The sequence below is a fragment of the Clostridium pabulibutyricum genome, from assembly GCF_058242705.1.
Window position 1 is genome coordinate 52,344 of sequence record NZ_JBZAYZ010000004.1, and the last position, 26,440, is coordinate 78,783.

Sequence of the window (26,440 nt, forward strand, 5' to 3'; positions counted from 1 at the left end):
TGCCTAAAAAATCTACAGGAAACAAAACTCTTGCCGAAAACAGGAAGGCAAGACATGATTATTTTATTGAAGAATGTATGGAGGCGGGCATTGAACTTGTTGGAACTGAAGTAAAGTCAATAAGAGAAGGAAAGGCCAATTTAAAAGACAGCTATGCTGATATACTGAATGGAGAAATTTTTGTACGGAATATGCATATAAGCCCCTACGAGAAGGGAAACATATATAATAAAGATCCACTTAGAACGAGAAAGCTTTTGCTTCATAAAAGTGAGATATCCAGACTTCTTGGTTATACCACACAGAAGGGATATACTATAATTCCGCTGTCCCTGTATTTGAAGAGAGGACGTGTAAAGGTCAATCTTGCAGTTGTAAAAGGCAAGAAGGATTATGATAAGAGAAATTCGCTTATGGAAAAGGCGGCCAAACGTGATATAGAGAGACAGATGAAGGAAAGATACAGATAGGAAAAAGATAAAGCCCTGGCAGTTAGCCGTGGGCTTTAAGTTTAGACCTTTATTATGGATGAAAAATGTTCCAGGGACAGGATAAACCTTTCAACATCTGAAGAATCCATATCTTTTATTGTGTTTGAAACGAAATCAAAGATGAACTTGTGTTTCATGGCCAATATGTCATGTTCCTCTTTGAATTGGCGGGAAAGAGATAATTTTACAATCCTGCGGTTGTGCTCGGGTATTTCACGCACAACTACATTTTGTTTTGTAAGTCTGTCTATTATTCCCGAAACTGTACTTTTTGTAAGCATCATGTGCTTGCTAAGCTGATTCAATGTTATACCGGGATTATTGTACAGATGGATTATAACTGTAAACTGCTGAACTGTAAGCCCAAATTCGTCTGCATTTTGTTTTAACTTCATGTCAAGTTTTCTGCGTATGCTCTTGAATGCGGATATCATCCTTTCTGCATTCTTTAAATATGTCTCTTCGTTTTGTTCCAATGAATCCTTTTTTGGACACATATTGTTTTAATCACCTACTTTGATAGTTTTGGATATTCTTTTCTTGCCCCTTATCAAAAATGAAAGAAATATGGCTGCTATCACTACTGCAGCGGTTACACATATTGCATATGCCATGGCGTCTATAGTAGATTGCCCTTGCAGAAGCTGGGTCAGTTTTCCGAGTGCGGATGCTTTTGCGGAAGAGGCCGGTAAACCTGATTGAACATATGCATTTGTAAGAGAACTAATGGTGTTGTTTGAAGCTTTATTGTAAATGGTTATCTGTTCTGACAACTTTGAATAATTGTAATTGGTTTTGTTTTGTATGATTACAGTGGTTATAGTTATACTCAGAGAGCTGCATACCTGCCTTATAGTGCTTGATATTGCAGATGCCTTTGAGATAAGGGCCTGGGGCACACAGTTCATTCCTTCAGTGTTTATAGGCATCATTGCAATACCTATACCAATTGATCTTATGCATAGTATGAGCATTATAAATTCACTTGACGAGTTCATGTTTATTGAACTTGAAAGGAGATATGAACTTATTGCAAGTATTACAAGACCAGGTATTACAATAGGTTTCGAGCCCAGCTTGTCAAACAACATTCCGCTTATTGGCATGAGAAGTCCCATGACTATTGCAGGGGGAAGCATTATAAGACCGGTGTGTATAGCCGTGTAACCGCGGATATTTTGCAAAAATAAAGGCATTACATACATTCCACCCATGAGGGAAAGTGTTAAAATACAAACTATAACCTGGCTCACTGTAAAGTTAAAAAGTTTGAATATTCCAAGATCCAAAAGAGGATCAGGGTGCGTAAGTTCATTTACAACAAACAAAAGCATGCACAGACAGCCAAGAGTAAGCAGTATTGGATATAAAGCATTTGACCAGTCAATTGAAGGCCATTCCCCTAGTACGTAAAGTATACTTACGAGTCCAACAGTTGAAGATGCAAATCCAATGATGTCAAAGGGTTTTGATTTTTTTGAAGATGTATCCTTTAAAATTATTGCTGCTAGAATTACACCTATTATGCCAATAGGTACATTTAAATTGAATATTAGTCTCCAATCAAGCTTTTCTATTATATATCCGCCAAGAGTAGGTCCGATGGCAGGAGCAGCCATTGAAGCTATGCCCCAGATTCCAAGTGCAAGACCTATTCTTTCTTTTGGAAATACCTGATAAATCATAGACATCCCAACAGGCATTATCATTCCACCGCCGATTGCCTGCAGTATTCTAAATGATATCATTGATGTATTGTTCCAGGAAAAACCGCACAGCATTGAACCTATAGTAAAAACTGTTAATGCGAACATGTATATTTTCTTTGAGCCGAATACATCCTGAAGGTATCCGGTCAAAGGTATGATTGCACCTAGAGCGAGAGTGTAGGATGTAAGTATCCATTTCGAGTCATCCATTGATATGCCAAATACAGTCATAATTTTAGGAATAGCAATATTTACAATGCTGCTGTCTAGGATAGACATAAATGTACCTATTACTATTACTATAAGAGATAACCAGCTGTACATGGAAGTAGTCTTATTTTGTTCCATTTCAAATCACCTCTTTATTTTACGTGAATCTTTACAACTGCATTTGTTCCAGGAAGTATTTTGTTGTTGAATTTATCAAGTTGTATTTTTACTGGTATTCTTTGAACCACTTTGGTGAATGTTCCACTTGTAGAGGATGGAAGAAGTGACAGTGCAGACTGGGTTGATTGGCCAATAGATTTTATTTTACCTGTAAATTTTTGAGAGGCGAATTGATCTATTGTTATGTCAACTTTTTGTCCAAGTCGTATTCTTCCAAGCTTTGTTTCTTCAATATTAGCAGTTATATAAAGCTTGTTTGGATCTACAAGTGTTGCAAGAGTTTGTCCGGGCGACCAGATTTCGCCTATTGTACCCTGCTTTTTAACAACTATTCCGTCTATAGGTGATCTTATAAGTGACTGGTCTATGTTTGAGTCAGGAATACTTGAAGAATCCTGACGGGCAAGTATCTGATTCTTTACAACTTTGTCACCCTCTTCTATGTTAAGTTCAAGCAATTTGCCGCTTATCTGTGGAGTTACAGATACAAAGTCGGCACTAACTTGAGCATCATCAGTTGAAACATAATATGTATTTTGATACCAATAGTAAAAACCTATACTGGATAATGATACCACAATTGCAGCTAAAATTATAATGATTAAGCCATTTTTCTTGTTTTTCATGCTATCAAGCCTTCCTTCTTTATTTTTGCAGTGCTATTTCACAAAACATTCCAGGTTTTAACTTTGAATCCTTGCTGTTGATTGTAACTTTAACAAGAATATCTCTGCTTTGAGAATTAACTTGCGAGTTTATAACAGATATTTTCCCATTGAATTTTTTGTCCGGTAGTTCGGACACTTTGATGTTTACAGATTGTCCAACAGACAATTGGGATGCAACGTCAAGGGGTGCATAGGCGTTTATAAAGAGATTTGTAGGGTTGACTATGGAAATTGCGGAAACGCCGGGGCTTAAAGTATCGCCTGTATTTACAGATCTTGCACTTACACTTCCTGAGATTGGAGCAGTTATAACTGAATTACTAAGAGCAGTTTCAGCTGCTTTAAGTGCGGTTTCAGCTTGGTTTACCTGTGCTTGAAATACGTTTATGCTCGATTCTGTAGGTCCGTTTTTGAGCATGGCAAGCTGTTCCTTTGCAGTGTTGTATTGTGCTTTTGCAGAGGATAATTGTTGATTTGAAGAGTCAAGTTCCTGCTCGGTTGAGGCACCTGCTTTTACAAGTGATTGTATCCGGTTATAATTTTTATTTGCTGTTTCATAATTCTGATATGAATTGTTCAGAGAAATCTGGGCTTCATTGATTTGCTCGGGACGTGTGCTGTTCTTTGCATTCGTTAGATTTGCTTTTGCAGTAGCTACTGCGGCTTGTGCCTCATCTACTTGTGATTGGAGGTCTTTTGTATCAAGTTTTATTAATACATCTCCTTCTTTTACTTTTGATCCAATATCAACTGATATCTGATCAACCTTTGCAGATACTTTTGAAGTTACATCAGCTTCTTCATTTGTAGATATTTTACCACCAAGTATGTACTGTTCATTTGTTTGTTGTGAAGTATCGTTTATAGTCTTTTTACTGCTTTTAGAATTTTCTGCGGAGCAACCGCTTAAAACAATAACTGCAGCAAGACAAAACAAAGTAACTTTTTTCATTAAAAATCCTCCCTGTAAAAACTATTATAATGATTATTGTTCGCATAATAACAATAATCATTATACAATGATTTATTTTCATATACAAGAAAATTATTCTAAATAGTTTTGTTAGGAAGGATTCGTATAAATTTTTTATTTCTTGAGCTTTTCCACGTCTATTATTGCATCATACACCATATCACGTGTTATTTCGCACGGCACATGTTTTATGTCATTGGTTTCCATTACCTTATCAAGAATTTTTTCTACATCATTGTTGTTTTCAATGTCAATGTCTGAAAGGCATGTAGGTAGACCTATACTTTTATTGAATTTGTACACTCTGTCGCGTTCTTGAAATTGTCTGTCACATGTAAGCATTACAAGAACGCCATAGGATACCAATTCACCGTGAAGATGATGTTCTCCTACTTTTTCTATTGATGTACAGCCGTAGTATATGGAATGTGCAAGGCAGCTGTTGTAATCGTTCATTACAAGGACGGAAACAAGACCTGTAGTTATTATAATGTTTAAAATTATGTGTTCCAGCTCGAAAGATGTTTTATGGAGTTTTGCATCTTCGTAAGCTTTTTTCCCATACTTTAGGAGTGGTTCAACACAATTCCTACTTATGTCTACTCCTAAAAGATTTGTGTGGTCAAGTTCATCGCCTCTTGAAGAAAAGGTGCACTCGTATTCTTTGGAAAGAGCGTCGCCTATTCCGGCCCATATAAAAGTATTTGGTGCTTCAGCTATTATTTTTGTATTTATAAAACAGTGGGATGCAGGTTTCTTTGGAAAGTACAGCTCCTTAAATACATGATTTGAATCATACATTACTGTTACTTTTGTTACAGGTGCACAGTTTGATGCTATAGTAGGAAATGTAAATATAGCTTGCCCTGTTTGATTGCACATGGTTTTGCTGGTGTCAAGACTTCGTCCACCGCCTACTGCAAAGATCATGTCGGCTTTTGATACTACAGAATTTTTTTTTAGAATTTCAACATTTTCGTAGGTAGAATCCCCACCATACCATACGAAATCAAGTATTTCTATATTAGATCCTTTTATGCCGCGTAATAGTGCTTCTTTTGCTTTTGCCATAGCGGTTTTGCCCCCAACTACTACAGCTTTTTTGCCATAGGATTCGCAAATTTCAGGAATTTTTTCATAAACATTGTCTCCTATGCTATAACTTGGTAAATATACATTGTAATTATTCATTTTTAGCCCCCTAAATCGATTTGTTCATAATTATAAGTTTTATGTATTATTATGTCAAGAATTTTGTAAAGCACTCTAAACATTTTTAGGATTTGATTTATTGTTTTATAACGATTGGAGATGTTACTATAAGTTGTAGTACTTCACAAAGGATTATATAATATATTTATAGAAAGAGGCGATTTTACATGAATTATAAAGCACTGCTTTTAAAAGCTTTTGAGGGTAGGAAAAAAGCATATACACCTTATTCGAATTTTAACGTCGGCGCAGCCGTACTTGCTGAAGATGGCAGGATTTACACAGGGTGTAATATAGAAAATGCTTCATATGGTGCGACGAATTGTGCAGAAAGAACTGCAATATTCAAAGCTGTATCCGAGGGAAATCGCAGTATAAAGGCAATTGCTATTGTGGGTGCGGAAAATGATTATACTTATCCCTGCGGCATTTGCAGACAGGTAATATCAGAATTTGCTTCAAAGGATGCAGAGATAATACTTGGAAAAGGAAAAGATGAATATATAGTGAAAACCTTGGATGAATTGTTGCCTGGGGCTTTTAATAATTCAATGATGTCTGCAGGGAGGAGTTTGGATGGAGAAGTTTAGAAGAATACATGTTATAGTCATGGATTCTGTTGGTATTGGAGAATCACCGGATTCAGGAGAGTTTGGCGATTTTGGGGTAAATACTCTGGCACATATTGCAGAGAAAACCGGGGGTCTCAATATACCAAACATGGAATCTTTGGGACTGTCAAATATATATCCTGTAAAAGGTGTAAAGAAGATGGAAAACCCCAAGGCCTATTTTGGAAAGATGCAGGAGTCATCTAGGGGAAAAGATACAATGACCGGACATTGGGAGATGATGGGGCTTTATATTGACAAACCATTTAAAGTTTTTCCAGATGGATTTCCAGATGAGCTTATACAAAAGATTGAGAATTTTTCGGGAAGAAAAGTCATAGCCAACAAGCCTGCAAGTGGAACTGAGATTATAAAAGAACTTGGGGAAAGACAACTTGAAACAGGAGAACTTATTGTATACACTTCTGCGGATTCAGTACTTCAGATAGCTGCAAATGAGGAAGTTATACCGATTGATGAACTTTACAGCATATGTGCCTATTGTCGCAGCATAACCCTTGATGAACCGTATAAACTTGGAAGGATAATTGCGAGGCCTTTTGTAGGAAAAACGAGGGATACATTCGAAAGAACTTCAAACAGACATGATTATGCTCTTAAGCCTTTTGGAAGAACTGTAATGGATTATTTGAAGGATTCGGCAATGGATGTTATTGCAATTGGGAAAATCAGAGACATATTTGACGGCGAGGGAGTTACAAAGGCTGTTAGAACAAAATCCAATATGGATGGAATGGATAAATTTATATCTATTCTTGATGAAGACTTTCATGGCATAAGTTTTACGAATCTTGTTGATTTTGATGCCATGTATGGACATAGGCGTGATCCGTTTGGATATGGAAAGGCCATAGAGGAGTTTGATGGAAGACTTGCTGAAGTATTTGAAAAACTTGGGAAAGATGATCTGCTTGTAATTACTGCGGATCATGGGAATGATCCAACATACAAGGGAACAGACCATACCCGTGAATTTGTTCCTCTGCTTGTATATTCAAAAAAGCTTGAGCAGGTGAAAAGTCTTGGAATACGCAAAACTTTTTCAGACATAGGGGCTACAATTTCAGATAATTTCGGGATAAAAATGCCAAAATATGGCCAGAGTTTTTTGAAAGAATTGGTGTGAGGTGAAATATGCAAATGAGAATGGTGGATATAATTGAAAGAAAGCGTGACGGTGGAGAATTAAAGGCAGAAGAGATTAAATTCTTTATAAAAGGATATACAGAGGGTATAATACCAGATTATCAGGCAAGTGCGCTTGCTATGGCCATTTATTTTCAGGGGATGACGAATCATGAAATTGCTGACCTTACAATGGAAATGGTGAAATCAGGGGAGACTATAGACCTATCTAAAATTGAAGGCATAAAGGTGGATAAACATTCTACAGGTGGAGTTGGAGATACGACAACTCTCGTACTTGCACCTATGGTTGCCTCTCTTGGTGTACCGGTTGCAAAAATGTCCGGACGTGGACTTGGGCATACAGGTGGAACTATTGACAAACTTGAATCGGTAGATGGTTTTCACGTTGAACTTACAAAAGAGCAGTTTATTGATTTTGTAAACAGAAGCAAATTGGCGGTAATGGGGCAGACGGGAAATTTAACACCTGCTGATAAAAAATTATATGCACTTCGTGATGTTACGGGAACTGTAAATTCAATTCCACTTATTGCGAGTTCAATAATGAGCAAGAAAATTGCCGCAGGTGCGGATGCCATTGTGCTTGATGTTAAAACAGGTGCTGGAGCTTTTATGAAAACAGAGGAAGAAGCTGAAAAACTTGCAAGGACTATGGTTGAAATCGGGAACAGGGTTGGAAGAAAAACGATGGCAGTAATATCAGACATGTCGCAGCCTCTTGGATTTGCAATTGGAAATGCACTTGAAGTGAAAGAAGCAATTGATACATTAAAGGGAGAAGGACCGCAGGATCTTACAGATCTTGTTTTGACTCTTGGAAGTCAGATGGTTGTACTTGCTGGAAAAGCAAAAACTCTAAAAGAGGCAAGAGGTAATCTTCTTGATTCCATAAATAGTGGAGCTGCACTTGAAAAGTTTAAGGAGTTTTTAAAAAATCAAGGAGGAGATCCATCAGTTGCCGACAACTTTGAAAAATTACCACAGGCAAAATATAAAATTCTGGTTCCTGCACAAAGAAGCGGATATGTTTCACACATTACAGCCGATAAAATTGGAATGGCGGCAATGCTTCTTGGGGCGGGAAGGGCTTATAAAGAGGATAATATAAATCCTGCAGTTGGAATAGTTCTTAAAAAGAAAGTTGGAGACAGGGTTGAAAAGGGTGAAACGCTCATGGTGCTGTATTCTGATGATGAACATATTGAAAAGATAAAAAACATGATTTACGAAGGCGTTTCAATTGGAACCTGCAGGGAAAGACCAGTTTTGATACACAAGATTATAATGGAATGATTTTACTGTAAAAAGGTGTTGACAAAGATATGTACACAGTTTAGAATTAAACTTATCGAATAAAAGTTATGATGGAGACAAGTAGAAAAAATATTCCACCTAAAGTGAGTCCGGAATAGTGAAAACTGGATGGCAGGGTTTTTTTGAATAACACTCCGAAGCTGTAAACTGAAATTATTGTGTGAACATTTTATAATGTTCAGTTAAAAGTAGGTGCATCGTAGTCCATGCGTTATTTGGATACCAGTAGTAGCTGGAAAGAGACCCAATCGTTATGTGGTAACTTAGGTGGCACCGCGGATAAGCGTCAATTCGTCCTATTGTTTTAGATGAATTGATGCTGTTTTTATGTTTAAGGAGGAATGTTGATCAAAATGTGTACAATTATGTGTTATACAGGAACAGATATCAAATATGAAAAATTTGCGGCGGCGCTGCAGAAGACAGAATCACGAGGACCGGATATGATGGAGATTCTTACGCTTCCTTCAGGTATCCTGGGGTTTCAGAGACTTTCAATTATGGACTTGAGCTTTAGTGGAATGCAGCCTTTTACAAGGAAAAATGATGCGGCTATATGCAACGGAGAAATTTACGGATTTCGTAAAATAAAGGATGAGCTTATAAAAAAAGGCCATAAGTTTATTTCAAACAGTGATTGTGAAATACTTCTTCCAATGTATTACGAATACGGTCTCGACATGTTTTCAAAGCTTGATGCGGAATTTGCAACAGTTATATATGACGGGGAGAAGGACAGCTATATTGCAGCAAGAGATCCGATCGGAATACGTCCTCTGTTTTACGGTTATTCCGGTTCGGGAAAGATAATGTTTGCAAGTGAGGCAAAAAATCTTGTAGGACTTACTGATAAAATCACGGCTTTTCCGCCAGGATACTACTATGCAGACGGAAAATTCACATGTTATTGTGATATTGCGGAGACACAGGGAAGCTATAGAACGGATGATGTTGAAACTATATGTAAAAACATACATGAAAAACTTGTTGCAGGTATTGAGAAAAGAATGGATGCAGATGCTCCTGTAGGATTCCTTTTAAGTGGAGGACTTGATAGCTCACTTGTATGTTCAATTGCACAAAAGATGAGTCCTTCAAAGCCTATAAAGACTTTTGCAATAGGCATGACTGAAGACGCAATAGACCTCAAATATGCAAAAGAAGTAGCAGATTACATACATAGTGATCATACAGTTGTATATATGACGAAAGAAGAAGTAATTGATTCTCTGGATGAAGTTATAAAGATTCTTGGAACTTATGATATAACTACAGTAAGAGCCAGCATGGGAATGTATCTTCTCTGCAAGAAAATACACGAAATTTCAGATGTAAGGGTTCTTTTAACTGGTGAGATTTCGGATGAACTTTTCGGATACAAATATACTGATTTTGCACCTAATGCAGAAGAATTTCAGAAGGAATCACAAAAAAGAATTAGAGAGCTTTACATGTATGATGTACTTCGTGCAGACAGATGCATAAGTTCAAATTCACTTGAGGCAAGAGTGCCTTTTGGAGATATTGATTTTGTTAAATATGTTATGTCCGTTGATCCTGAAAAGAAGATGAACAAATACAACAAAGGAAAATATCTTTTGAGACATGCTTTTGAAGGAGAATATCTCCCACATGATATATTATATCGTGAAAAAGCAGCGTTTAGTGATGCAGTAGGTCATTCAATGGTTGATTATCTTAAGGAATATGCGGAGAAAATCTATTCGGACGAGGAGTTTGAAAAAGCATGTTCAAAATATGAGTATCATGTAAAACCATTTACGAAAGAGTCACTTCTATATAGAGAAATATTTGAAAAGTATTATTCAGGACAGGCAGAGATGATAAAGGATTTCTGGATGCCTAACAAGGAGTGGGAAGGCTGCAATGTAGATGATCCTAGTGCCAGAGTACTTTCAAACTATGGTGACAGTGGAAAGTAATAACTGTTAATTTACACTTATTGGATTTATTTTTTTTACACAAAAGGGAAAATTTGAATTACATATTGATATATGTTATAATTAACAGGTAACTTAAATGAACCGTAATTAATTTAAATGAAAATATGTTTCAATAGATAAAGTACTTATAGTTATAATATGTACATTAATATGGAAATTTTATTTGATGGATTTATTACAGAAAATTTAAGAAATAAAATTTAGGAGGTACTTATTATAATGACAGGTACAGTAAAATGGTTTAATGGAGAAAAAGGATATGGATTTATTACAGGAGATGATGGAAAGGATTCTTTCGCACATTATTCACAGATAAATTCAGATGGTTACAAAACACTTGAAGAAGGTCAGAAAGTTTCCTATGATATAGCACAGGGACAAAAAGGACCACAGGCAGAAAACATTTCGATTCTTTAATTGAAATAAAAGCACATTGATTTTATTATTTGTGCATGAAATATGGTCAAAATTATATAAGAATTTACATCAGGAATGGTGGCTTATCTATATTTAGATAAGCCACCATTTTATATTGTCATTATATAGTTAATTTATTTCCTAACTGATAGGAAATAAATTAACTATGTTGAAAATACAAGTAATGATAGAATCTAATCATACCGGAGGGATTTGAATGGTAAATATACAGAACAAAAGACTTGTTAAAATTTTAAAGCTATTGTTAAACAGCAAAGATTTTTTAACTGGAAAGGAAATATCGGGACTCACAGGGGTATCTTCAAGAACAGTAAGAACTGACATAAAAAATTTGAATTATCTGTTAAAAGGAAAAATAGGAATAATAAATTCGGATAAGTCAAAAGGTTATAAGTTGGAAATTAGAGATAAAAAAGCATTTGATAAATTTATGGTAAATGACAAGAAAGCTAATCATCTTTTTGAAGTAAAGGTTTCCGTGCCGCAGGAACGAAGTTCTTATATAATAACCAAATTGTTATTTAATGCATTAAATGATGAACAAATAACACAGATGGATTTAGCTGATGAAATGTTTGTAAGTTTGTCTACACTAAAAAATGATCTTAAAGAAGTTGAAAAAAAATTAGCTGAATATGATTTGAAAATAATCAGTTACAAATCAAAAGGAATGATGATTTATGGCAATGAATCTCAAATACGGTATTGTATCTCTGAATATATTTTTAATAGTACAGAAAATTACAATATAGAAGACAATGAGTTTTACAGGGATATATTTAAAAAGATAGATTTGAATAAAATTAGAAAAATCATGCTCAAGATCATATCAAAGTATTCCATCAAGCTCACAGATGCTGCTTTCAAAAATATGATGATTCACATTGCCATAATGATTGAAAGGTCAAATAATAGAAATTTGATAATGTATACAATAGATCAAATGAGTGCGATTGAGAAAACAAAGGAATATAAAATAGTAAATGAATTGATGAAAGAAATTTATAAAGAGTTAAATATGGATATGATGGAGATAGAAGTTTATTATATTACACAGCATTTAATAGCAAGCAAAAAGTATTCTGAAATAGACCATAATGAAACTGATGAAGAGTATGAACATATAATCAAGCTCATTATAGATAAAATAGATGAAGTTGCAAATATTGATTTTAATAATGATACACAACTTATAGAAGGATTAAAGATACATTTGAAAACGGCAATAAACAGAATGAAATTTGATATGAATATCAGAAATGAAATGCTGGAGGTTATAAAGAACAACTACCAGTTAGCATTTCAAATAGCTGTTATAGCAAGTAAGGTAATAGAGGAAAAAGAAAATATAGAGGTAAATGAAAATGAAATTGGATTTATTGCAATACATTTTGGGGCAGCATTGAGCAGAAAAGGAATAAATAATGAAATTAATTTTAAAACCGCAATTATAGTGTGTTCAAGTGGAATCGGAACTGCAATTTTAATTAGAGAAAAAATAAAAGAATACTTTAAAAATAAAATAAAAGTGCTTAGAACAATTTCATTGTATGAGATGGATAAGAAAATTGTAGATAATGTGGATATGATACTGACCACAGTGCCTATTAAAAATATAAAGTCAGAAAAGATAATAGAAGTCAGCAACCTTTTAAATGACAGTGAAGTAAGAAAAATTGAAAATCTTATAATGGGAAAAAAAGATGGCAATGAATTAAAATATGAAGAGTTTTTTAGAAAAGAGTGTTTTTACAGGAAAAAGGGTCTGAAGACCAAGGAAGAAGTAATACAGTTTTTGACAGGTGAAATGATTAAAAAAGGATTTATGACTGGGGCCACAAGACAGTCGGTTATAGAAAGAGAAGATATGTCATCAACAGAACTTGGACATTTGGTGGCAGTACCGCATCCCATAGATAATGATATGAAGGTGTCTTCCATAGCAATTTTAGTTTTGGACAGGGCTATAATGTGGGCTGAGCATCATGTACAAGTTGTATTTTTAATAAGCATATCAAAGGATAAATTTAAATTGTGGGAAATTATATTTATGAAGTTATTCAATTATTTAGTAGAAAAGGGAGGCGTGAAGGAGTTAATAAAACATAAGGATTATGATAAGTTCATGAATAGTTTTATAGGATAACTTTAAGGGAGTGTCAATATGGATATAAACGATTTAATACGAGATGAATTAATAAATACAGCAGAAAAAGATTTAGATTATAAAGAAGTTATTGAATATTTGGGAAAAACATTTTTAGACAATAAATATATTAAAAAACAATATATAAATGATGTGCTAATTAGGGAGGAAAGTTTTCCAACAGGACTGGAATTGAAAAACATGGGAATTGCAATACCACATGCAAATCCTGACAACGTTTTGAAGAATGGTATATCTATCTTAAAACTTAAAAATCCAGTCCGGTTTTCAAATATGGAGACGGGAGATGATGTATATGTAAGTATGGCATTTATGCTGGCATTAAAGGATCCTAACGATCATTTAAAAATGCTTCAAAGCTTGTTTATAATGTTTCAGAAAGAAAAGGTAATGGATGAGCTAATAAATGCACCAAGTAAATCTGAAATAAAGAATTTAATATTAAAAAACTTGATATGCAATTAAAAATATTAATTTTTAGGAGGAAAAAATTATGAAAAAAATAATAGTAGCATGCGGTGGAGCTGTGGCGACCTCAACGGTAGCGGCAAATGCAATAAAGGATCTTTGTGAAAAAAACGGCGTCAAAATAGAAATAATACAAATAAGGATGTCGGAGATAGAAAGCAGATGCGATGGAGTAGACTTAATTGTTACAACGGCCAGGATGAAAAAGAAATTTGATGGAATTCCATATGTAAACGGCATGGCATTTTTAACTGGAATAAATAGAGAAGCTGTAGAGGAGAAGATTTTAAGTTATTTAAAATAAAGGGGGAATAATTATTATGCAAACAGTATTAAATGTTATTCAGTTTTTCGTAAATCTTGGAGTATCGGTAATGCTTCCAATAGTAATTTTTGTAGTGGCACTGTGCCTTGGCCAGAAACCGGGAAAGGCACTAAAGTCTGGAATTTCGATAGGTATAGGCTTTGTGGGTATAAGTTTGGTTATGAGCCTTATGTTGGACAACCTAGCGCCTGCAGCGTCATCTATGGCAAAGAACTTTGGGCTTAGTATGAGTGTAGTTGATGTGGGGTGGCCGGGATCATCACCAATGACTTGGGCAAGCAAGATAGCATTGTTTGCAATACCAATAGCGATAGCTACCAATATAGTTTTGTTGTTGCTTAGGCTTACCAGAGTCGTAAATATTGATATATGGAACATATGGCATTATGCGTTTACAGGTGCTTTGCTCAATATAGCCACAGGAAGCTTTTGGATTGGAGTAGTAGGTATCATCATGCATGCAACATTAAGTTATAAGTTTGGAGACTGGTTCTCACCTGTTACAGAAGAGTATTTTGGGCTTGAAGGTATCGCTATACCTCATGGTTCTTCGGCCTGGTTTGGACCAGTAGCAGTTCCGATAGATTGCCTGCTAAATAAAATACCTGTAATAAAAGACATAAACATAAGTACAGATAAGATAGCAAATAAATTTGGAGTTGTTGGCGACCCTGCAATAATGGGTGGAATTCTTGGAGTATTGATTGGAGCATTGGCAGGATATGATGTCAAGGGAATTTTAACATTGGGCATACAAATGGCAGCGGTTATAATTCTTATGCCGCAGGTTGTAAAGCATATCATGACAGGACTGCTTCCGGTTTCAGAATCAGCCAAGATAATGCTTCAAAAAAGATTCAGTGGAGGAAATTTCTATATTGGATTGGATCCAGCATTATTATTGGGAGATTCTACAGTTGTTACAGCATCATTGATATTTATGCCTCTGACTATATTGATAGCCATGATTGTACCTGGAAATCAAGTATTGCCATTTGGTGACCTGGCGACTATAGGTTTCTTTGTAGCAATGGCAGTCGGCATTCATAAAGGTAATTTATTTAGGACGTTGATATCGGGAAGTGTAATAATGTTTATAACTATATGGATATCGAATCAGACAATTGGGCTGCACACAATATTGGCACGGAATGCAGGACAGCTGAAAAATGGAGTTGGCAGGGTGGCATCACTGGATCAGGGTGGTTCGCCAATTACATATATATTAACCCAGGTGTTCAATGTAACTAATTTGCCGGGATTTATAACAATTGGAGCAGGATATGTATTTTGTTTGATATTTACTTACTTTTGGTATAGAAACAAGAAGAAGGAAATGGAAAAGGAACAGGAGATGACGGCATAATGGGATATATGAAGGCGCTTGTGATTGAAGATGTGAAAAAACTTGTATACAAAGATATAGAAATTCCAAAAGTTCAGGAAGACAAAGTACTTGTTCGTGTTAAAGCGTGTGGAATATGCGGTTCGGACATACCTCGTGCAAGAGACGGAGGAGTTCATAGCTTTCCGCAGGTAATAGGACATGAATTTTCAGGAGATATTGTGAAAGTTGGAGAAAAAGTTAAAGACTATAAGGTTGGAGATAGAGTTACGGCGGTGCCTCTAGTGCCCTGCGGACATTGTGAAAACTGCCAAAAAGGTCATCCGGCCATGTGTGAGAGTTATTCTTTCATAGGTTCGAGAGAACAGGGGGCCATGGCGGAATATGTTGCTGTACCAGCCAGAAACCTTATAAAGCTTACAGATAATGTAACCTACGAGCAGGGGGCTTGTATAGAACCAATAACAGTAGCGCTTCATGGGGTTGAAAGAGTAAATATAACTGCAGGCAAGAAAGCTATAGTCTATGGCTGTGGTACAATAGGAATTTTTCTGATGCAGTGCCTGAAAGCTAAAGGTTTGGAGAAAATATATGTAATAGATATAGATGATTTTAAATTGTCTGTTGCAAAGGAGCTTGGAGCTTATAAAGTTATTAATTCCCTTAAAACAGATGTTGCAAAATACTTCAATGATAATGGAAAAGCTGATTATGTATTTGAAACAGCAGGTGTGAGCTTTATACAAAGTCAGGTATTGGGCCTTGTAAATAAACTTGGCAGTGTGGTTTATGTTGGGACAGCCCACAAGGATGTGACAATGGACCATAAAACTTTTGAGAATATTTTAAGAGGAGAATTGAATGTAACTGGTTCGTGGATGTCATACTCGGCACCGTTTCCAGGAAGTGAATGGAAAGCTGCAGTGGAATATCTGGAATCGGGAAAGATAAAAGTGGACAAGATAATAACTCATAGATTCAAATTGAAGGATGGATATAGTGCATTTGAAACCATGCTCAGTAAAGACCAAAATTCAATGAAAGTAATGTATATATTATAAAATGGGGGTAGAAAATGAAATTATTATCAACTAGAGAAATGCTTTTAAAAGCTCAAAGAGAAGGATATGCAGTACCTGCATTCAATATTCATAATCTTGAAACATTACAAGTCGTGGCAGAGACTGCAATGGAGATGAGATCTTCAGTAATCATTGCAGGAACGCCATCGACAATAGAAGAATATGCAGGACCGGATTATGTAATGGTTATGGCGGAAGTGGCGGCAGAAAGATACGATATTCCAATAGCCATACATTTGGATCATTTTGAAGACATACAGGCAATAAAGAAAGATATTGACATAGGATTCAGATCGTGTATGATCGATGCATCAAAGCATGAGTTTGAAGAAAACATTACAATTGTTAAAGAAGTTGTGGAGTATGCACACAAATATGATGCAACGGTTGAAGCGGAGCTTGGAAAGCTTGGTGGAAGAGAAGATGATATAGTGGTTGATGCCAAGAGTGCAATGTACACAAATCCGGAAGATGCAGCGGAGTTTGTAGAAAGGACAGGAATAGATTCGCTTGCAGTTGCTATAGGAACTGCTCATGGATTGTATAAGGGAGAGCCAAAACTTGACTTTGGAAGGCTTAAGGAAATTAGAAATAAAGTCAGTGTGCCTCTGGTACTGCATGGAGCTTCGGATGTACCGGATGAATCGGTCAAAAAGGCAATTTCACTTGGAATATGCAAGGTAAATGTTGCAACAGATTTGAAAATTCCATTTTCAGATGCCGTTAAAGATTTTTTCAATAAAAATCCAAGAGAAAATGATCCGAGAAAATATATGACTCCGGGTAAAAAGGCAATGAAGAAAATAGTACAGCATAAAATTGAAGTTTGCGGCAGTGCAGACAGATATTAAAAGCCTTGATAGGAGGAAGTATTTATGATATTGGTTTTAAATCTTAATGCATCCCTGGATAAAAGATACGAAGTAAAAGACATGGTTAAGGGAAAAGTTACAAGAGCAAGGCAGGTTCAAAATACTCCAGGCGGCAAGGGAATACATGTGGCAAATGTGATAACGATCTTGAATGAAGAATGTGTGGCCACAGGTTTGCTTGGAGGAAAGAGCGGAGAGTTTATTAGTGAAAAATTGGATCAATATAAAATAAAACATGATTTTATATTGATAGAAGGAGAAACAAGATCATGTCTGGCCATTATTTCAGACGATTTTGTGCAAACTGAAATACTAGAGCCAGGACCTGAAGTAAGTTTGAATGAGCAGCAGGATTTTTTGAATAAATATATAAATATGCTTCCAGATGCCGATATAGTTGTGGCATCTGGAAGCATACCAGGAAATGTTCCAGTGGACTTTTACAGAAAGTTGATAGAAATGGCTAACTTGCAGGGAAAGAGATTTTTGCTGGATACAAGTGGAGAACCTTTAAAAGAAGGAATCAAAGGCAAACCGTATTTTATAAAACCAAACAGAGATGAAATAGAGGCTTTAACAGGAAGAAAAGTTGTTACGACAGAAGATGCAGTAGAAGAAATAAAAAGATTTCAATCTCAGGGGATAAAGTTTGTTATAATATCATTAGGCGCCAGTGGTTCTGTCGCAGGATTCAATGGAGAATTTTACAAGGTAAGTGTTCCAAAAGTAAAAGCGCTTAATCCTGTAGGATCAGGAGATGCCTACGTTGCAGGAGTGGCAGTATCTATCCAGAGAGGATATACAATTGAACAGGCCTTGAGGTTTGCATCAGCTTGCGGGACTTCAAATGCAATGGAGAAAGAAAGTGGCTTTGTAACAGAATCTGTAGTTAATGAATTAGGTGACAGGATAATAGTAGAGAAAATCTAATGGATTAAACTATTATTAATACGGGAGGAAGGATTTTTTATGATTTATTCTTTAGAAAACTCGACATTAAAAATAACTGCTTCTACTTATGGAGGAGAGCTTCATTCTCTGACGGGTAAAGAAGACGGGACTGAATATCTTTGGAATGGTAATCCGGAATATTGGAAATATCATGCTCCAACCTTATTCCCTATAATAGGAAAAGTAATGGATTCAAAATACAGGGTTGATGGAAATACATATGAACTTCCGGCTCATGGATTGGCTAGAATTTCTGAATTTGAACTGCTGGACAAGGGAGATGACTTTATTACCTTTGAGTTAAAATATTCCGAGGATTCATTAAAGGTATATCCGTATAAGTTTTCTTTATGTACAACTTATACTCTTCAGGAAAACTGTGTCAAGGTAACTTACTCTGTATCTAATTTAGATGATAAGCAAATATATTTTTCAATTGGTTCGCATCCGGCATTCATGTGCCCTATTCAACAAAATGACCTTTTGGAAGACTGTTATTTGAAATTTGATAAAAAGGAAGCTGTTTCTGTTCGCGGAGTGAATAAAGATGTTTATCTTTCAAGAAGTACAAAAAAATTCTTCAATAATGAAGATGTACTGCCATTATCAAAGGAATTATTCAAAGATGGACTCCTGATGTTTGACAATCTTGAATCAAACAGGGTTTCTATAAAATCCAGGAACAGTAATAAATCATTGTCAGTTGATTTTGGCGAATTTCCATATTTATGTCTGTGGGCTCCAGAGAAAGGTGCACCTTTTTTATGTGTAGAACCATGGTTTGGACATCCGGAATATGAGGATTTTTCAGGCGAATTTAAAGACAGGGAAGGTACAGTTTCATTAAAAACAGGTGAAAAATTTAATTGCAGTTATAAGATTTTTATTGAATAATAAGGAATGGATGTTTGTAAGTCATAAGATTATAAACTGTATATACTAAAACTTATCCACAATGTTGATAAGTTTAAAAGAAGACTGTTTATCTAATTATGGACAAACAGTCTTCTTGGTTTCACATCAAAAATACTGCAAATACAGTTGTCACGGCAAGTCCAAGTAAAACTGGCTTCAGATTCCTTCTTGTAAGTTCGAACACGTCTACTTTGCATATTGCCGCTACAGGTATAACAGCCCATGGGATTATGGTTCCTCCTCCTACATATATTGCAGCTATCTGACCCAGTGCTGTCAAAGTGCTTATCCCTCCTCCAAGAGGTATTGAAAACATGTGTGCTACAGAACCAACAAGAGATATTCCGGAAAATCCGGATCCGTCAAGTCCTGTTATTGCTCCAACGGCAGTTATTGTACATGATGCCAGAGCCTTGCTTATGGGAACGGTGTTGGAAAGAGCCACACCGAGATCGTTGACTATTCCGGTAGAATGTGCGGGAAGCGTTTTTCCAAATATTTCTGTAAAAGCAGAATCACCCAAATAAAAAAATGCAGCTATGGGAATAACTATTCCAAATATCCTGAATGCGAACTGAAGTCCGTCTATCATATTTTCAGTAACCTTTTCAAGGCATTTTTTTCTATAGAAGATTACGGATACAACACTTAGTATGAATACTGAAGTTCCACCTATAAGTGCCGTGGCGTCTCCACCCTGAAATTTGTACAAATACATTACAACTACATCTAAAAGAAATATTAAAATTACAAAGATGGCCAGCGTCTTTCTTGCATTTTCGGATGCTATTCCTGTTTGCTTTTCGCCACTATCTTTGTCTATTTTAAAATTCATGTCAAGTTTTTCACTTTTCATATCAGCTTTAAGCATTATAAATGCAGTTATTGTGGTCACGACTCCCATTATTGCAACAAGAGGTATACTGGAGGATATCACCTGATGTACCGGTATCCCGGCAGCATCTGCAGTGAGCTTCGGTGCAGCCTGAATTACAAAATCTCCTGAAAGTGCTATACCATGTCCAAACAAGTTCATTGCTACTGCGGCTCCTATAGCCGGGAGTCCAACCCGTTCAGCCATAGGTAAAAACAGTGCACCTATAAGCGCAACTGCCGGAGATGGCCAAAAAAGCCAGGATAGTACCATCATGACAATACCTATTACCCAATATGCAACTCCGGGCGTCTTCACAATTTTTTCAAATGGTTTTATAAGTTCCCTGTTCACACCTGATGCAACGAGAGTATTGCTCATTGCAGTTATTATTGAAATTATAAAAATTGTGGGCATGAGTTCCTTTGAGGCATATACAAGGCTGTTGAAAACACCTATGAGAGATTTTGATATGGATGATGTGGCGAATATTCCAAGAGTAAAAATACCAATCATGCAGATAAGCGATATGTCTTTTTTTAGTACCATTGCCGTAATTATTATAATTATAAAAACAACATATATAAAATGAATGTTTGTCAAAAATACATTCATTAATTACCTCCATGTTAATTGATATACTTATAAAATATGCTCACTTGATTTGACTGTGTATAAAACTTTAAAAATTTATTTTTGACTTACACCACGTTAGGTGCTATAATTAAGTACTGCATTGGATAATTTGTTCATGCATGATTCAATTTCCGTTTTACAATTGCGTTTTCATATGGGGGCGTATTTTGGCTTCGACGGGGGTAAGTTGGGTCTTGGAAGCGAGTCGAGGGAACCTGTGGGCCCGCGTTAAAAAACTATGGGGTTTAAATATAAACGCAAAAAATAACGAAAATTTAGCTTTAGCAGCGTAGTCTGCTAGCCGTCAGCCCAGAATTCCCGCGATCTGGAGCCTGGCGCCGATAGCGGGGCCCCGAGTCCAGGAAAGCTTTGACCTGGAAACGGAATTTATGAAGCTACTGAATTCAGAAGCCTGTCCTTAGGCGTCTGATGGAGGAAAATTTAAATTAAGGACTGCACTCGGAGATGCTAGGGCGTTTCTGCTTTCGGACAGGGGTTCGACTCCCCTCGCCTCCACCATTAAAACCTTATAATATTGATACAATAAAAAGTCCTTGGTTTCAGGGACTTTTAGTGTTTTTTGAATAAAATGAAATAGAGTTTTTAAAGTTTAAGACTTAGAGTACCTCATGCCAAATATATATTTGTAGCAGAAGCTTTAGGATTTAAAGAATACTATTAGGTCATCACAAGAATAAAAAGATTATACTTACGGTTGTTATAAGCGGCAGTGGTCAACGTACAAGTAATAGTAAACATCCCAATATAAAGGAAACCCAATCCAAATTTGGATATACTGAACCAACTGCAACAATAGTATGGGAGTCAATAATTGATAGCAAATTGGATAGTGCTGATATAATTTTGTGAAATATATTCCCATTCCATCCTTATTCACAAGAACAAAAATTATGAAAATCAGTAGGTACTGCAAGAGTTATTTATAATTGGATGAAGGCAATATGATATAATGTAAAATGGTAAGGAAAATTGGAGATTAAATAAATAGCTAGTTTTATGATAAAAATATAAATCTGTTAAAAATTAACTGTTGAGGAGATATAAATGAAATTTAGTAGTATAAGAATAGGACATATTTATAACGTAATATTTGATCCAGTTCGGTTTTGTGAATTTAATGGTAAACATTTAGCTTTAGTGTTAAAAAGGAATAATGACAACCAAACATATATTGTTATGCCTTTAACTAGTGAGTCAAATGGTGTTGGTGTGAATAAAATTAAGCTAGGTAAGGTAGAATCTTTGCCGACATCATTAAAAAGTAATGATACATATGCTGTCTTTAATCAAATTAGGACAGTAAATGCAAATCGTTTTATTGCACTAAAAGAGGGGACAAGTATAATTAGTTCCAAAGTGGATGATAAGGTTTTATCTATGCTGTTATATTTAGGAATAAATGAACTTATTTTTAATCTTGATCAAGATAAAAAAATTGAACTACTAAAAAGTTTATATGAGAAAGAATGTGTTATCAAAGCTAAGAATTTAGCATATGATATATTAAGGTTAAGAAAAGATATAAAAGAAGATAAAAATGAAATAGAACGTATTGAACAGCAAATAAAGGATACAATAAATGATATACCTTATAATTTGGATAAAAAGTATGTAGATGATGGCATAAAAGATATATTGGATAATATTATTAAGAGATAATTGAATTGAGACTTGGTATTGATTTTTTAAAAATATGATGATATAATTTACCTAAGAATAGAGATAATATCTCGGACAAAGAATTATAGGGTATAAAATCCCAACAAAGAAGAATTGAGTTAAAAACTCAGACAAATGGTTATAGGGTATAAAATCCCAATAAAGAAGAAAACAGACTTTATGTCTGTTTTTTTACTGTCAAAGAAATTGTTTTATGCATCATAAAATATTAAGTGCTATTGGTATATTTATAATTATTGGAATTATTGGAGTTGCAACGAGAGGGAACAATGCCAAACGTTTATATGCCAATATAAAACAAGATGAATTAAAAACTTCCTATGATATTGGAGAAAATGCAAAGTATAAAGGCGTAGAAATGACAGTATTGCACAATAAGCGTAGTGATTTTGGCTCTAGACATAAAAAGCTGGGGCTTTATTGTCGTTACTGAAAACCAGTTAAATTGTACTAATCATATATGTTATAATAACAGAAGGCATTTTTTAAAATAAAAAATATATATTAATTTTTGACATAAAGATTAAAACTCTATAGGGGAGGTAAAACTGATGACATTACAGCAACTGAAATATTTTATTGAAACAGTGAATTGCGGATCTATAAACAAAGCGGCGGAACGCCTTTTTATTGCCCAACCAAGCCTTTCAAATGCTATCCGCGATTTGGAAACGGAAATTGGACTTGATCTTTTCATCCGCACTCCAAGAGGCATATCTCTGACTAAAGACGGCACGGAGTTTTTGGGTTACGCCCGTCAGGTTGCTGAACAGGCAAGTCTTTTGGAACAACGCTGGTTGAACAAGAAACCATCTAGGCTGTTATGCTCAATATCAACCCAGCATTATGCCTTTGCTGTGAACGCATTTGTAAACATGGTAAAGAAAACCGATGCAGAAGAGTACGAGTATACTTTGCGTGAAGCGAGGACTTTTGAGATAGTTGAAGATGTTAAAAATCTCCGCAGTGAATTAGGCATACTTTACATGAACAATTTTAACCGTCAGGTCATAGAAAAGCTGCTCCGAGAAAACAATCTCACATTCCATTCGTTGTTTACCGCCAAGCCGCACGTTTTCATAAGTGCTGCAAACCCACTCGCCAAGAAAAAATATGTGACACTTAAAGACTTGGACGATTACCCGCGTCTGTCATTTGAACAGGGCGACTACAACTCCTTCTATTTTTCAGAAGAAATACTTAGTACGGAATATGCAAAGAAAGACATTCACGTTGGCGATAGGGCAACTATTTTTAACCTTATGATAGGGCTTAATGGTTATACGATTTCTACGGGAATTGTCAGTGAGGACTTAAACGGCGACAATATCATGGCAGTACCGCTACGTGTTGATGATTCAATTGAAGTCGGATGGATTTCACATAAAGATATTCAACTGACACGACAGGCGGCAATGTACCTCGAGGAATTAAAAGCTGTTGTGGCGGAATATGGTGTTAACGTTGAAAATGAGGTATAGCTGTTTGCTATAACACCGCATATTTTTTTAGTGTTACTAATAAGTCCTCCATGCATGATATAATTTAACCTACATTGGATCATATGTATGTTAAATAAAGAGGAGGATTTATAATGAGTGAAAAATTCGAGACAGTAGGCAGTCTTTTGCGCCCTGAAGCACTGCTTGCGTATAAACGCAGGATCGAGCATAGCGACAATATCACATATCCTTTTTACGGTGATTTTGAAGGGTATGAAGCAGTGGAGACCGAGGCAACGAAAAATGTTGTTGCAAAAGAAATCCAGCATGGCTTGACTATCATCACCGATGGAGAGTATTCCAAGTCCATGTGGCATTTGGACTTTGTCTGGGGGCTTGTTGGTATAAGACGTTATATTGCTGAACACGGTTATTTTTTCTGTGACAAGGATGGAACTTCGAAATATGAAACGCGAAAAGATATTGGTCTGCGAATTACTGGTGAACTCAGTGGAAAAAACCATCATTTTATTGAAGTTTTTAAAAGACTAAAAACTTTTGCAGGAGACCGTAAAACAAAATTATGTATTCCATCTCCGTCACATATCTTTGGTGAATTATCTTGGTCGGATAACATTGGCGGCAAGGATTCGGTATACAAAAATTCTCAAGAATTAAAAGAGGGGCTTATTAAGGCGTATAAAGAATTCGTCGAGGAGTATGTTTCCGCGGGAGGGAATATTCTGCAATTTGATGATTGTCTGTGGGAGATTTTTGCAGATGACAATCCAAATTCACCATATACGGGTGAGAATATCAATCAGGAAGAAGTTAAGGCACTTGCTGCTGAATTTATTGATATTAATAATACGGTGATTGATTTCGGTCACAGTCTCGGACTTAAAATGTGGACGCACAACTGCCGCGGCAACTATGATTCCCGAAATATGGGAGGCGGTTCTTATGTTAAGATTGCAAACTTGTTTTTGAAACAGCTGAAATATGATCGCTTTTTCCTCGAATGGGACAGCGACCGGGCAGGTTCCCTTGAAGCTCTTAAAGTTTTTCAGGATAAACCGGATACCGAGATTGTCTTGGGTTTGTTGTCATCTAAAACAAGAACGCTGGATGATGAAGCACGTGTTATAAGACTGCTTGATGAAGCGTCCAAGATTATTCCAAAAGACAGGCTGCTTCTTTCTCATCAGTGCGGTTTCGCGTCCTGCGACGGCGGCAATGAGCTGACTGAAGACGAACAGTGGGCTAAAATTGACCAGGGGCAGAGGATCGCTCTGCAATATTGGGGAATATAGTTGTTGTGACGGCATTGTACTAATAACATAAATCAAAAATATGAGGCTTATATAATTTCACAAAAGAAAAAATACACACATCTGCATTAAGCAAATGGGTGTATTTTTGATGAACTGTTTACTTAAAGTTAAAGGGAAAATATAAAAAATTAACAATGAAAAATCAAAAAATAATGCCGATATTTATAATTTTTTATTCAGTAATTTCATTTTTAAAGATTCCCATAAATATACTGTCATGGTATTTGCCATTGGCAAAAAATTGTTTTCTCAATATACCTTCTTGTTGGAATCCAAGCTTTTTGTAAATATGAATGGCAACACTGTTTTCACTGTCTACAAATAGATAGACTTTGTACATATTCAGTATATTGAAAGCATAATCAATTCCTTTTTTCATTGCACTTTGAGCTAGACATTTTCCTTGAAAGTCTTTTCTTATAATAATCTGTATTTCTGTGTTCCTATGGATATAATCAATTGTTATAAGTTCTATAATTCCTGCAAATTCGCCGTTAATATCTATTACAAATCTTCTTTCTGAATCATCATGAATATGTTTTGTATATAAATTTTCTAACTCATCTACAGACTCATAAGGTTCTCTAAACCACAAAGCCATTGTATTTCTAGTATTATGTAATTTATGAATGTATAATAAATCTTTTCGTTCTAGTGCACGAATTTTCATTTCGACTTTTTTGTCCATAAATTCTCCTTTCACCATAATAGTAATATTATTATAAACAATTATAGCATATAATGTAATAAGATAGTCGAGAAAAATGGAATTTTGTGAGTAAATTTATATATATTTTCTATTTTGGCATTTTTCACCTAGATATTTTACCAATTCATTATAGTTTTTTTCAGCTGTTTTCCTTGTGTTTGAACTGTTGATTTTTTTCATGCGGCCATTGACGTTGCTTTGAAAGTTTTCCAGTGTTTCAATTATGGATTTTTTGAATAGTGGAACAGCATCAATTATTCTTTTAACACCGTAAACATATTCGTTGTCGCTTATATTAAAACATTGGAAGATACCTGAGGTAAGTCTGCCGTCGGAAAACATATATATGTATCTGTCGCTCATTTCGTCCGATAAATCCACTTCTATCTTATGTTTGTACAGTCTGAATATAAAATTGTCTTTTTTAACGAAGATTGGAAAAATACTTGAGAAGAGTGAAGTTATGTCAGCATCTTCTCCAGATGTAAATCCTGAAAAATCATTTTGATTGAGTTTTGTTATGATCTCGTCGGTAAAAATATTATCCTTTATTTGTCTGGCGAGTTTTACTTTTAACTTCTGTTCTTTTCCGTCAACAAACAGGCTGTCAATACAAGTCAGTAGTTTGTTCAAACCACGTGGCTCATAATCATTCATTTTAAAACCTCCATTTACAATG

Annotated in this window: 26 protein-coding genes, 1 other RNA gene and 1 other annotated feature; of the genes, 19 read left to right on the forward strand and 8 right to left on the reverse strand. The window is 35.4% G+C overall.

The features are described from left to right. The coding region (smpB, locus tag AC4CVH_RS06735; RefSeq protein WP_490786984.1) for an SsrA-binding protein SmpB at positions 1–470 on the forward strand (470 nt) is incomplete at its 5' end. A 41-nt stretch (positions 471–511) separates the two neighbouring features. Here the strand turns inward: smpB and AC4CVH_RS06740 are convergent. The 5 genes from AC4CVH_RS06740 to AC4CVH_RS06760 form a co-directional block, all read right to left on the reverse strand. Beyond that, positions 512–988 (reverse strand): MarR family winged helix-turn-helix transcriptional regulator, encoded by a 477-nt coding sequence (locus tag AC4CVH_RS06740; RefSeq protein ID WP_490786985.1) that lies wholly within the window; start codon positions 986–988, stop codon positions 512–514. A gap of 6 nt (positions 989–994) precedes the next feature. After that, complete coding sequence (locus AC4CVH_RS06745) at positions 995–2,548, reverse strand: DHA2 family efflux MFS transporter permease subunit (protein WP_490786986.1); 1,554 nt, start codon at positions 2,546–2,548, stop codon at positions 995–997. Between the two features lie 14 nt (positions 2,549–2,562). Then, positions 2,563–3,216, reverse strand: a complete 654-nt coding sequence (locus AC4CVH_RS06750; RefSeq protein WP_490786987.1) for an HlyD family secretion protein — start codon at positions 3,214–3,216, stop codon at positions 2,563–2,565. A 19-nt stretch (positions 3,217–3,235) separates the two neighbouring features. Then, positions 3,236–4,210 (reverse strand): HlyD family secretion protein, encoded by a 975-nt coding sequence (locus tag AC4CVH_RS06755; protein ID WP_490786988.1) that lies wholly within the window; start codon positions 4,208–4,210, stop codon positions 3,236–3,238. Between the two features lie 135 nt (positions 4,211–4,345). Then, a complete protein-coding gene (locus AC4CVH_RS06760; RefSeq protein ID WP_490786989.1) occupies positions 4,346–5,422 on the reverse strand; it encodes an iron-containing alcohol dehydrogenase family protein in 1,077 nt (358 codons plus the stop codon). A gap of 188 nt (positions 5,423–5,610) precedes the next feature. Between AC4CVH_RS06760 and AC4CVH_RS06765 the strand changes: the two genes are divergently transcribed. The 13 genes from AC4CVH_RS06765 to AC4CVH_RS06825 all read left to right on the forward strand — a co-directional run bounded on the left by AC4CVH_RS06765 (position 5,611) and on the right by AC4CVH_RS06825 (position 19,044). After that, positions 5,611–6,033 carry a cytidine deaminase gene (locus tag AC4CVH_RS06765; RefSeq protein ID WP_490786990.1) on the forward strand — a complete coding sequence of 141 codons (423 nt, stop codon included), beginning with the start codon at positions 5,611–5,613 and terminating at the stop codon, positions 6,031–6,033. Next, on the forward strand, positions 6,020–7,201 hold the full coding sequence (gene deoB, locus AC4CVH_RS06770) for a phosphopentomutase (protein WP_490786991.1): 1,182 nt from the start codon (positions 6,020–6,022) through the stop codon (positions 7,199–7,201). Before AC4CVH_RS06765 ends, deoB begins: the two co-directional genes overlap by 14 nt. Positions 7,202–7,215: 14 nt before the next feature. After that, positions 7,216–8,517 (forward strand): pyrimidine-nucleoside phosphorylase, encoded by a 1,302-nt coding sequence (locus AC4CVH_RS06775; protein WP_490786992.1) that lies wholly within the window; start codon positions 7,216–7,218, stop codon positions 8,515–8,517. 59 nt (positions 8,518–8,576) lie between these two features. Beyond that, positions 8,577–8,840 (forward strand) — a binding site (T-box leader). 51 nt (positions 8,841–8,891) lie between these two features. Continuing rightward, the gene (gene asnB, locus AC4CVH_RS06780; RefSeq protein ID WP_490786993.1) at positions 8,892–10,481 is read left to right on the forward strand and encodes an asparagine synthase B; all 1,590 of its coding nucleotides are present in this window, start codon (positions 8,892–8,894) and stop codon (positions 10,479–10,481) included. 240 nt (positions 10,482–10,721) lie between these two features. Further along, positions 10,722–10,919: a cold-shock protein gene (locus tag AC4CVH_RS06785; RefSeq protein WP_490786994.1), complete on the forward strand. Its 198-nt coding sequence runs from the start codon at positions 10,722–10,724 to the stop codon at positions 10,917–10,919. Positions 10,920–11,136: 217 nt separating this feature from the next. Then, positions 11,137–13,086, forward strand: coding sequence for a BglG family transcription antiterminator (locus AC4CVH_RS06790; protein WP_490786995.1), 1,950 nt, complete (start codon positions 11,137–11,139; stop codon positions 13,084–13,086). Between the two features lie 18 nt (positions 13,087–13,104). Next, a complete protein-coding gene (locus AC4CVH_RS06795; protein ID WP_490786996.1) occupies positions 13,105–13,572 on the forward strand; it encodes a PTS sugar transporter subunit IIA in 468 nt (155 codons plus the stop codon). 28 nt (positions 13,573–13,600) lie between these two features. Beyond that, complete coding sequence (gatB, locus tag AC4CVH_RS06800) at positions 13,601–13,879, forward strand: PTS galactitol transporter subunit IIB (protein ID WP_490786997.1); 279 nt, start codon at positions 13,601–13,603, stop codon at positions 13,877–13,879. A gap of 16 nt (positions 13,880–13,895) precedes the next feature. Further along, positions 13,896–15,266, forward strand: a complete 1,371-nt coding sequence (locus AC4CVH_RS06805; RefSeq protein ID WP_490786998.1) for a PTS galactitol transporter subunit IIC — start codon at positions 13,896–13,898, stop codon at positions 15,264–15,266. After that, the gene (locus AC4CVH_RS06810; protein ID WP_490786999.1) at positions 15,266–16,306 is read left to right on the forward strand and encodes a galactitol-1-phosphate 5-dehydrogenase; all 1,041 of its coding nucleotides are present in this window, start codon (positions 15,266–15,268) and stop codon (positions 16,304–16,306) included. The genes AC4CVH_RS06805 and AC4CVH_RS06810 overlap by 1 nt, the downstream gene beginning before the upstream one ends. 14 nt (positions 16,307–16,320) lie before the next feature. After that, entirely contained in the window at positions 16,321–17,178 is an 858-nt protein-coding gene (locus AC4CVH_RS06815) for a tagatose bisphosphate family class II aldolase (RefSeq protein WP_490787000.1), read from the forward strand. A 24-nt stretch (positions 17,179–17,202) separates the two neighbouring features. After that, positions 17,203–18,129, forward strand: a complete 927-nt coding sequence (locus AC4CVH_RS06820) for a 1-phosphofructokinase family hexose kinase (protein WP_490787001.1) — start codon at positions 17,203–17,205, stop codon at positions 18,127–18,129. 39 nt (positions 18,130–18,168) lie between these two features. Next, complete coding sequence (locus tag AC4CVH_RS06825; RefSeq protein WP_490787002.1) at positions 18,169–19,044, forward strand: aldose 1-epimerase family protein; 876 nt, start codon at positions 18,169–18,171, stop codon at positions 19,042–19,044. A gap of 121 nt (positions 19,045–19,165) precedes the next feature. On the opposite strand, the gene AC4CVH_RS06830 is transcribed toward AC4CVH_RS06825, so the two are convergent. Continuing rightward, positions 19,166–20,554: a hypothetical protein gene (locus tag AC4CVH_RS06830; RefSeq protein WP_490787003.1), complete on the reverse strand. Its 1,389-nt coding sequence runs from the start codon at positions 20,552–20,554 to the stop codon at positions 19,166–19,168. A gap of 177 nt (positions 20,555–20,731) precedes the next feature. Between AC4CVH_RS06830 and ssrA the strand changes: the two genes are divergently transcribed. The 5 genes from ssrA (at position 20,732) to AC4CVH_RS06855 (ending at position 25,031) form a co-directional block, all read left to right on the forward strand. Beyond that, positions 20,732–21,094, forward strand: a transfer-messenger RNA (tmRNA) gene (gene ssrA / locus AC4CVH_RS06835). Positions 21,095–21,640: 546 nt separating this feature from the next. After that, on the forward strand, positions 21,641–22,255 hold the full coding sequence (locus tag AC4CVH_RS06840) for a type II toxin-antitoxin system PemK/MazF family toxin (protein ID WP_490787004.1): 615 nt from the start codon (positions 21,641–21,643) through the stop codon (positions 22,253–22,255). A gap of 214 nt (positions 22,256–22,469) precedes the next feature. Further along, positions 22,470–22,709: a hypothetical protein gene (locus AC4CVH_RS06845; protein WP_490787005.1), complete on the forward strand. Its 240-nt coding sequence runs from the start codon at positions 22,470–22,472 to the stop codon at positions 22,707–22,709. Between the two features lie 118 nt (positions 22,710–22,827). Continuing rightward, entirely contained in the window at positions 22,828–23,757 is a 930-nt protein-coding gene (locus AC4CVH_RS06850; protein WP_490787006.1) for a LysR family transcriptional regulator, read from the forward strand. Between the two features lie 113 nt (positions 23,758–23,870). Beyond that, a complete protein-coding gene (locus tag AC4CVH_RS06855) occupies positions 23,871–25,031 on the forward strand; it encodes a cobalamin-independent methionine synthase II family protein (RefSeq protein WP_490787007.1) in 1,161 nt (386 codons plus the stop codon). A gap of 193 nt (positions 25,032–25,224) precedes the next feature. Here AC4CVH_RS06855 and AC4CVH_RS06860 read toward each other — a convergent pair whose 3' ends face one another. Further along, entirely contained in the window at positions 25,225–25,740 is a 516-nt protein-coding gene (locus AC4CVH_RS06860; RefSeq protein WP_490787008.1) for a GNAT family N-acetyltransferase, read from the reverse strand. Between the two features lie 96 nt (positions 25,741–25,836). After that, entirely contained in the window at positions 25,837–26,418 is a 582-nt protein-coding gene (locus AC4CVH_RS06865) for a hypothetical protein (protein ID WP_490787009.1), read from the reverse strand. Positions 26,419–26,440 lie beyond the last annotated feature (22 nt).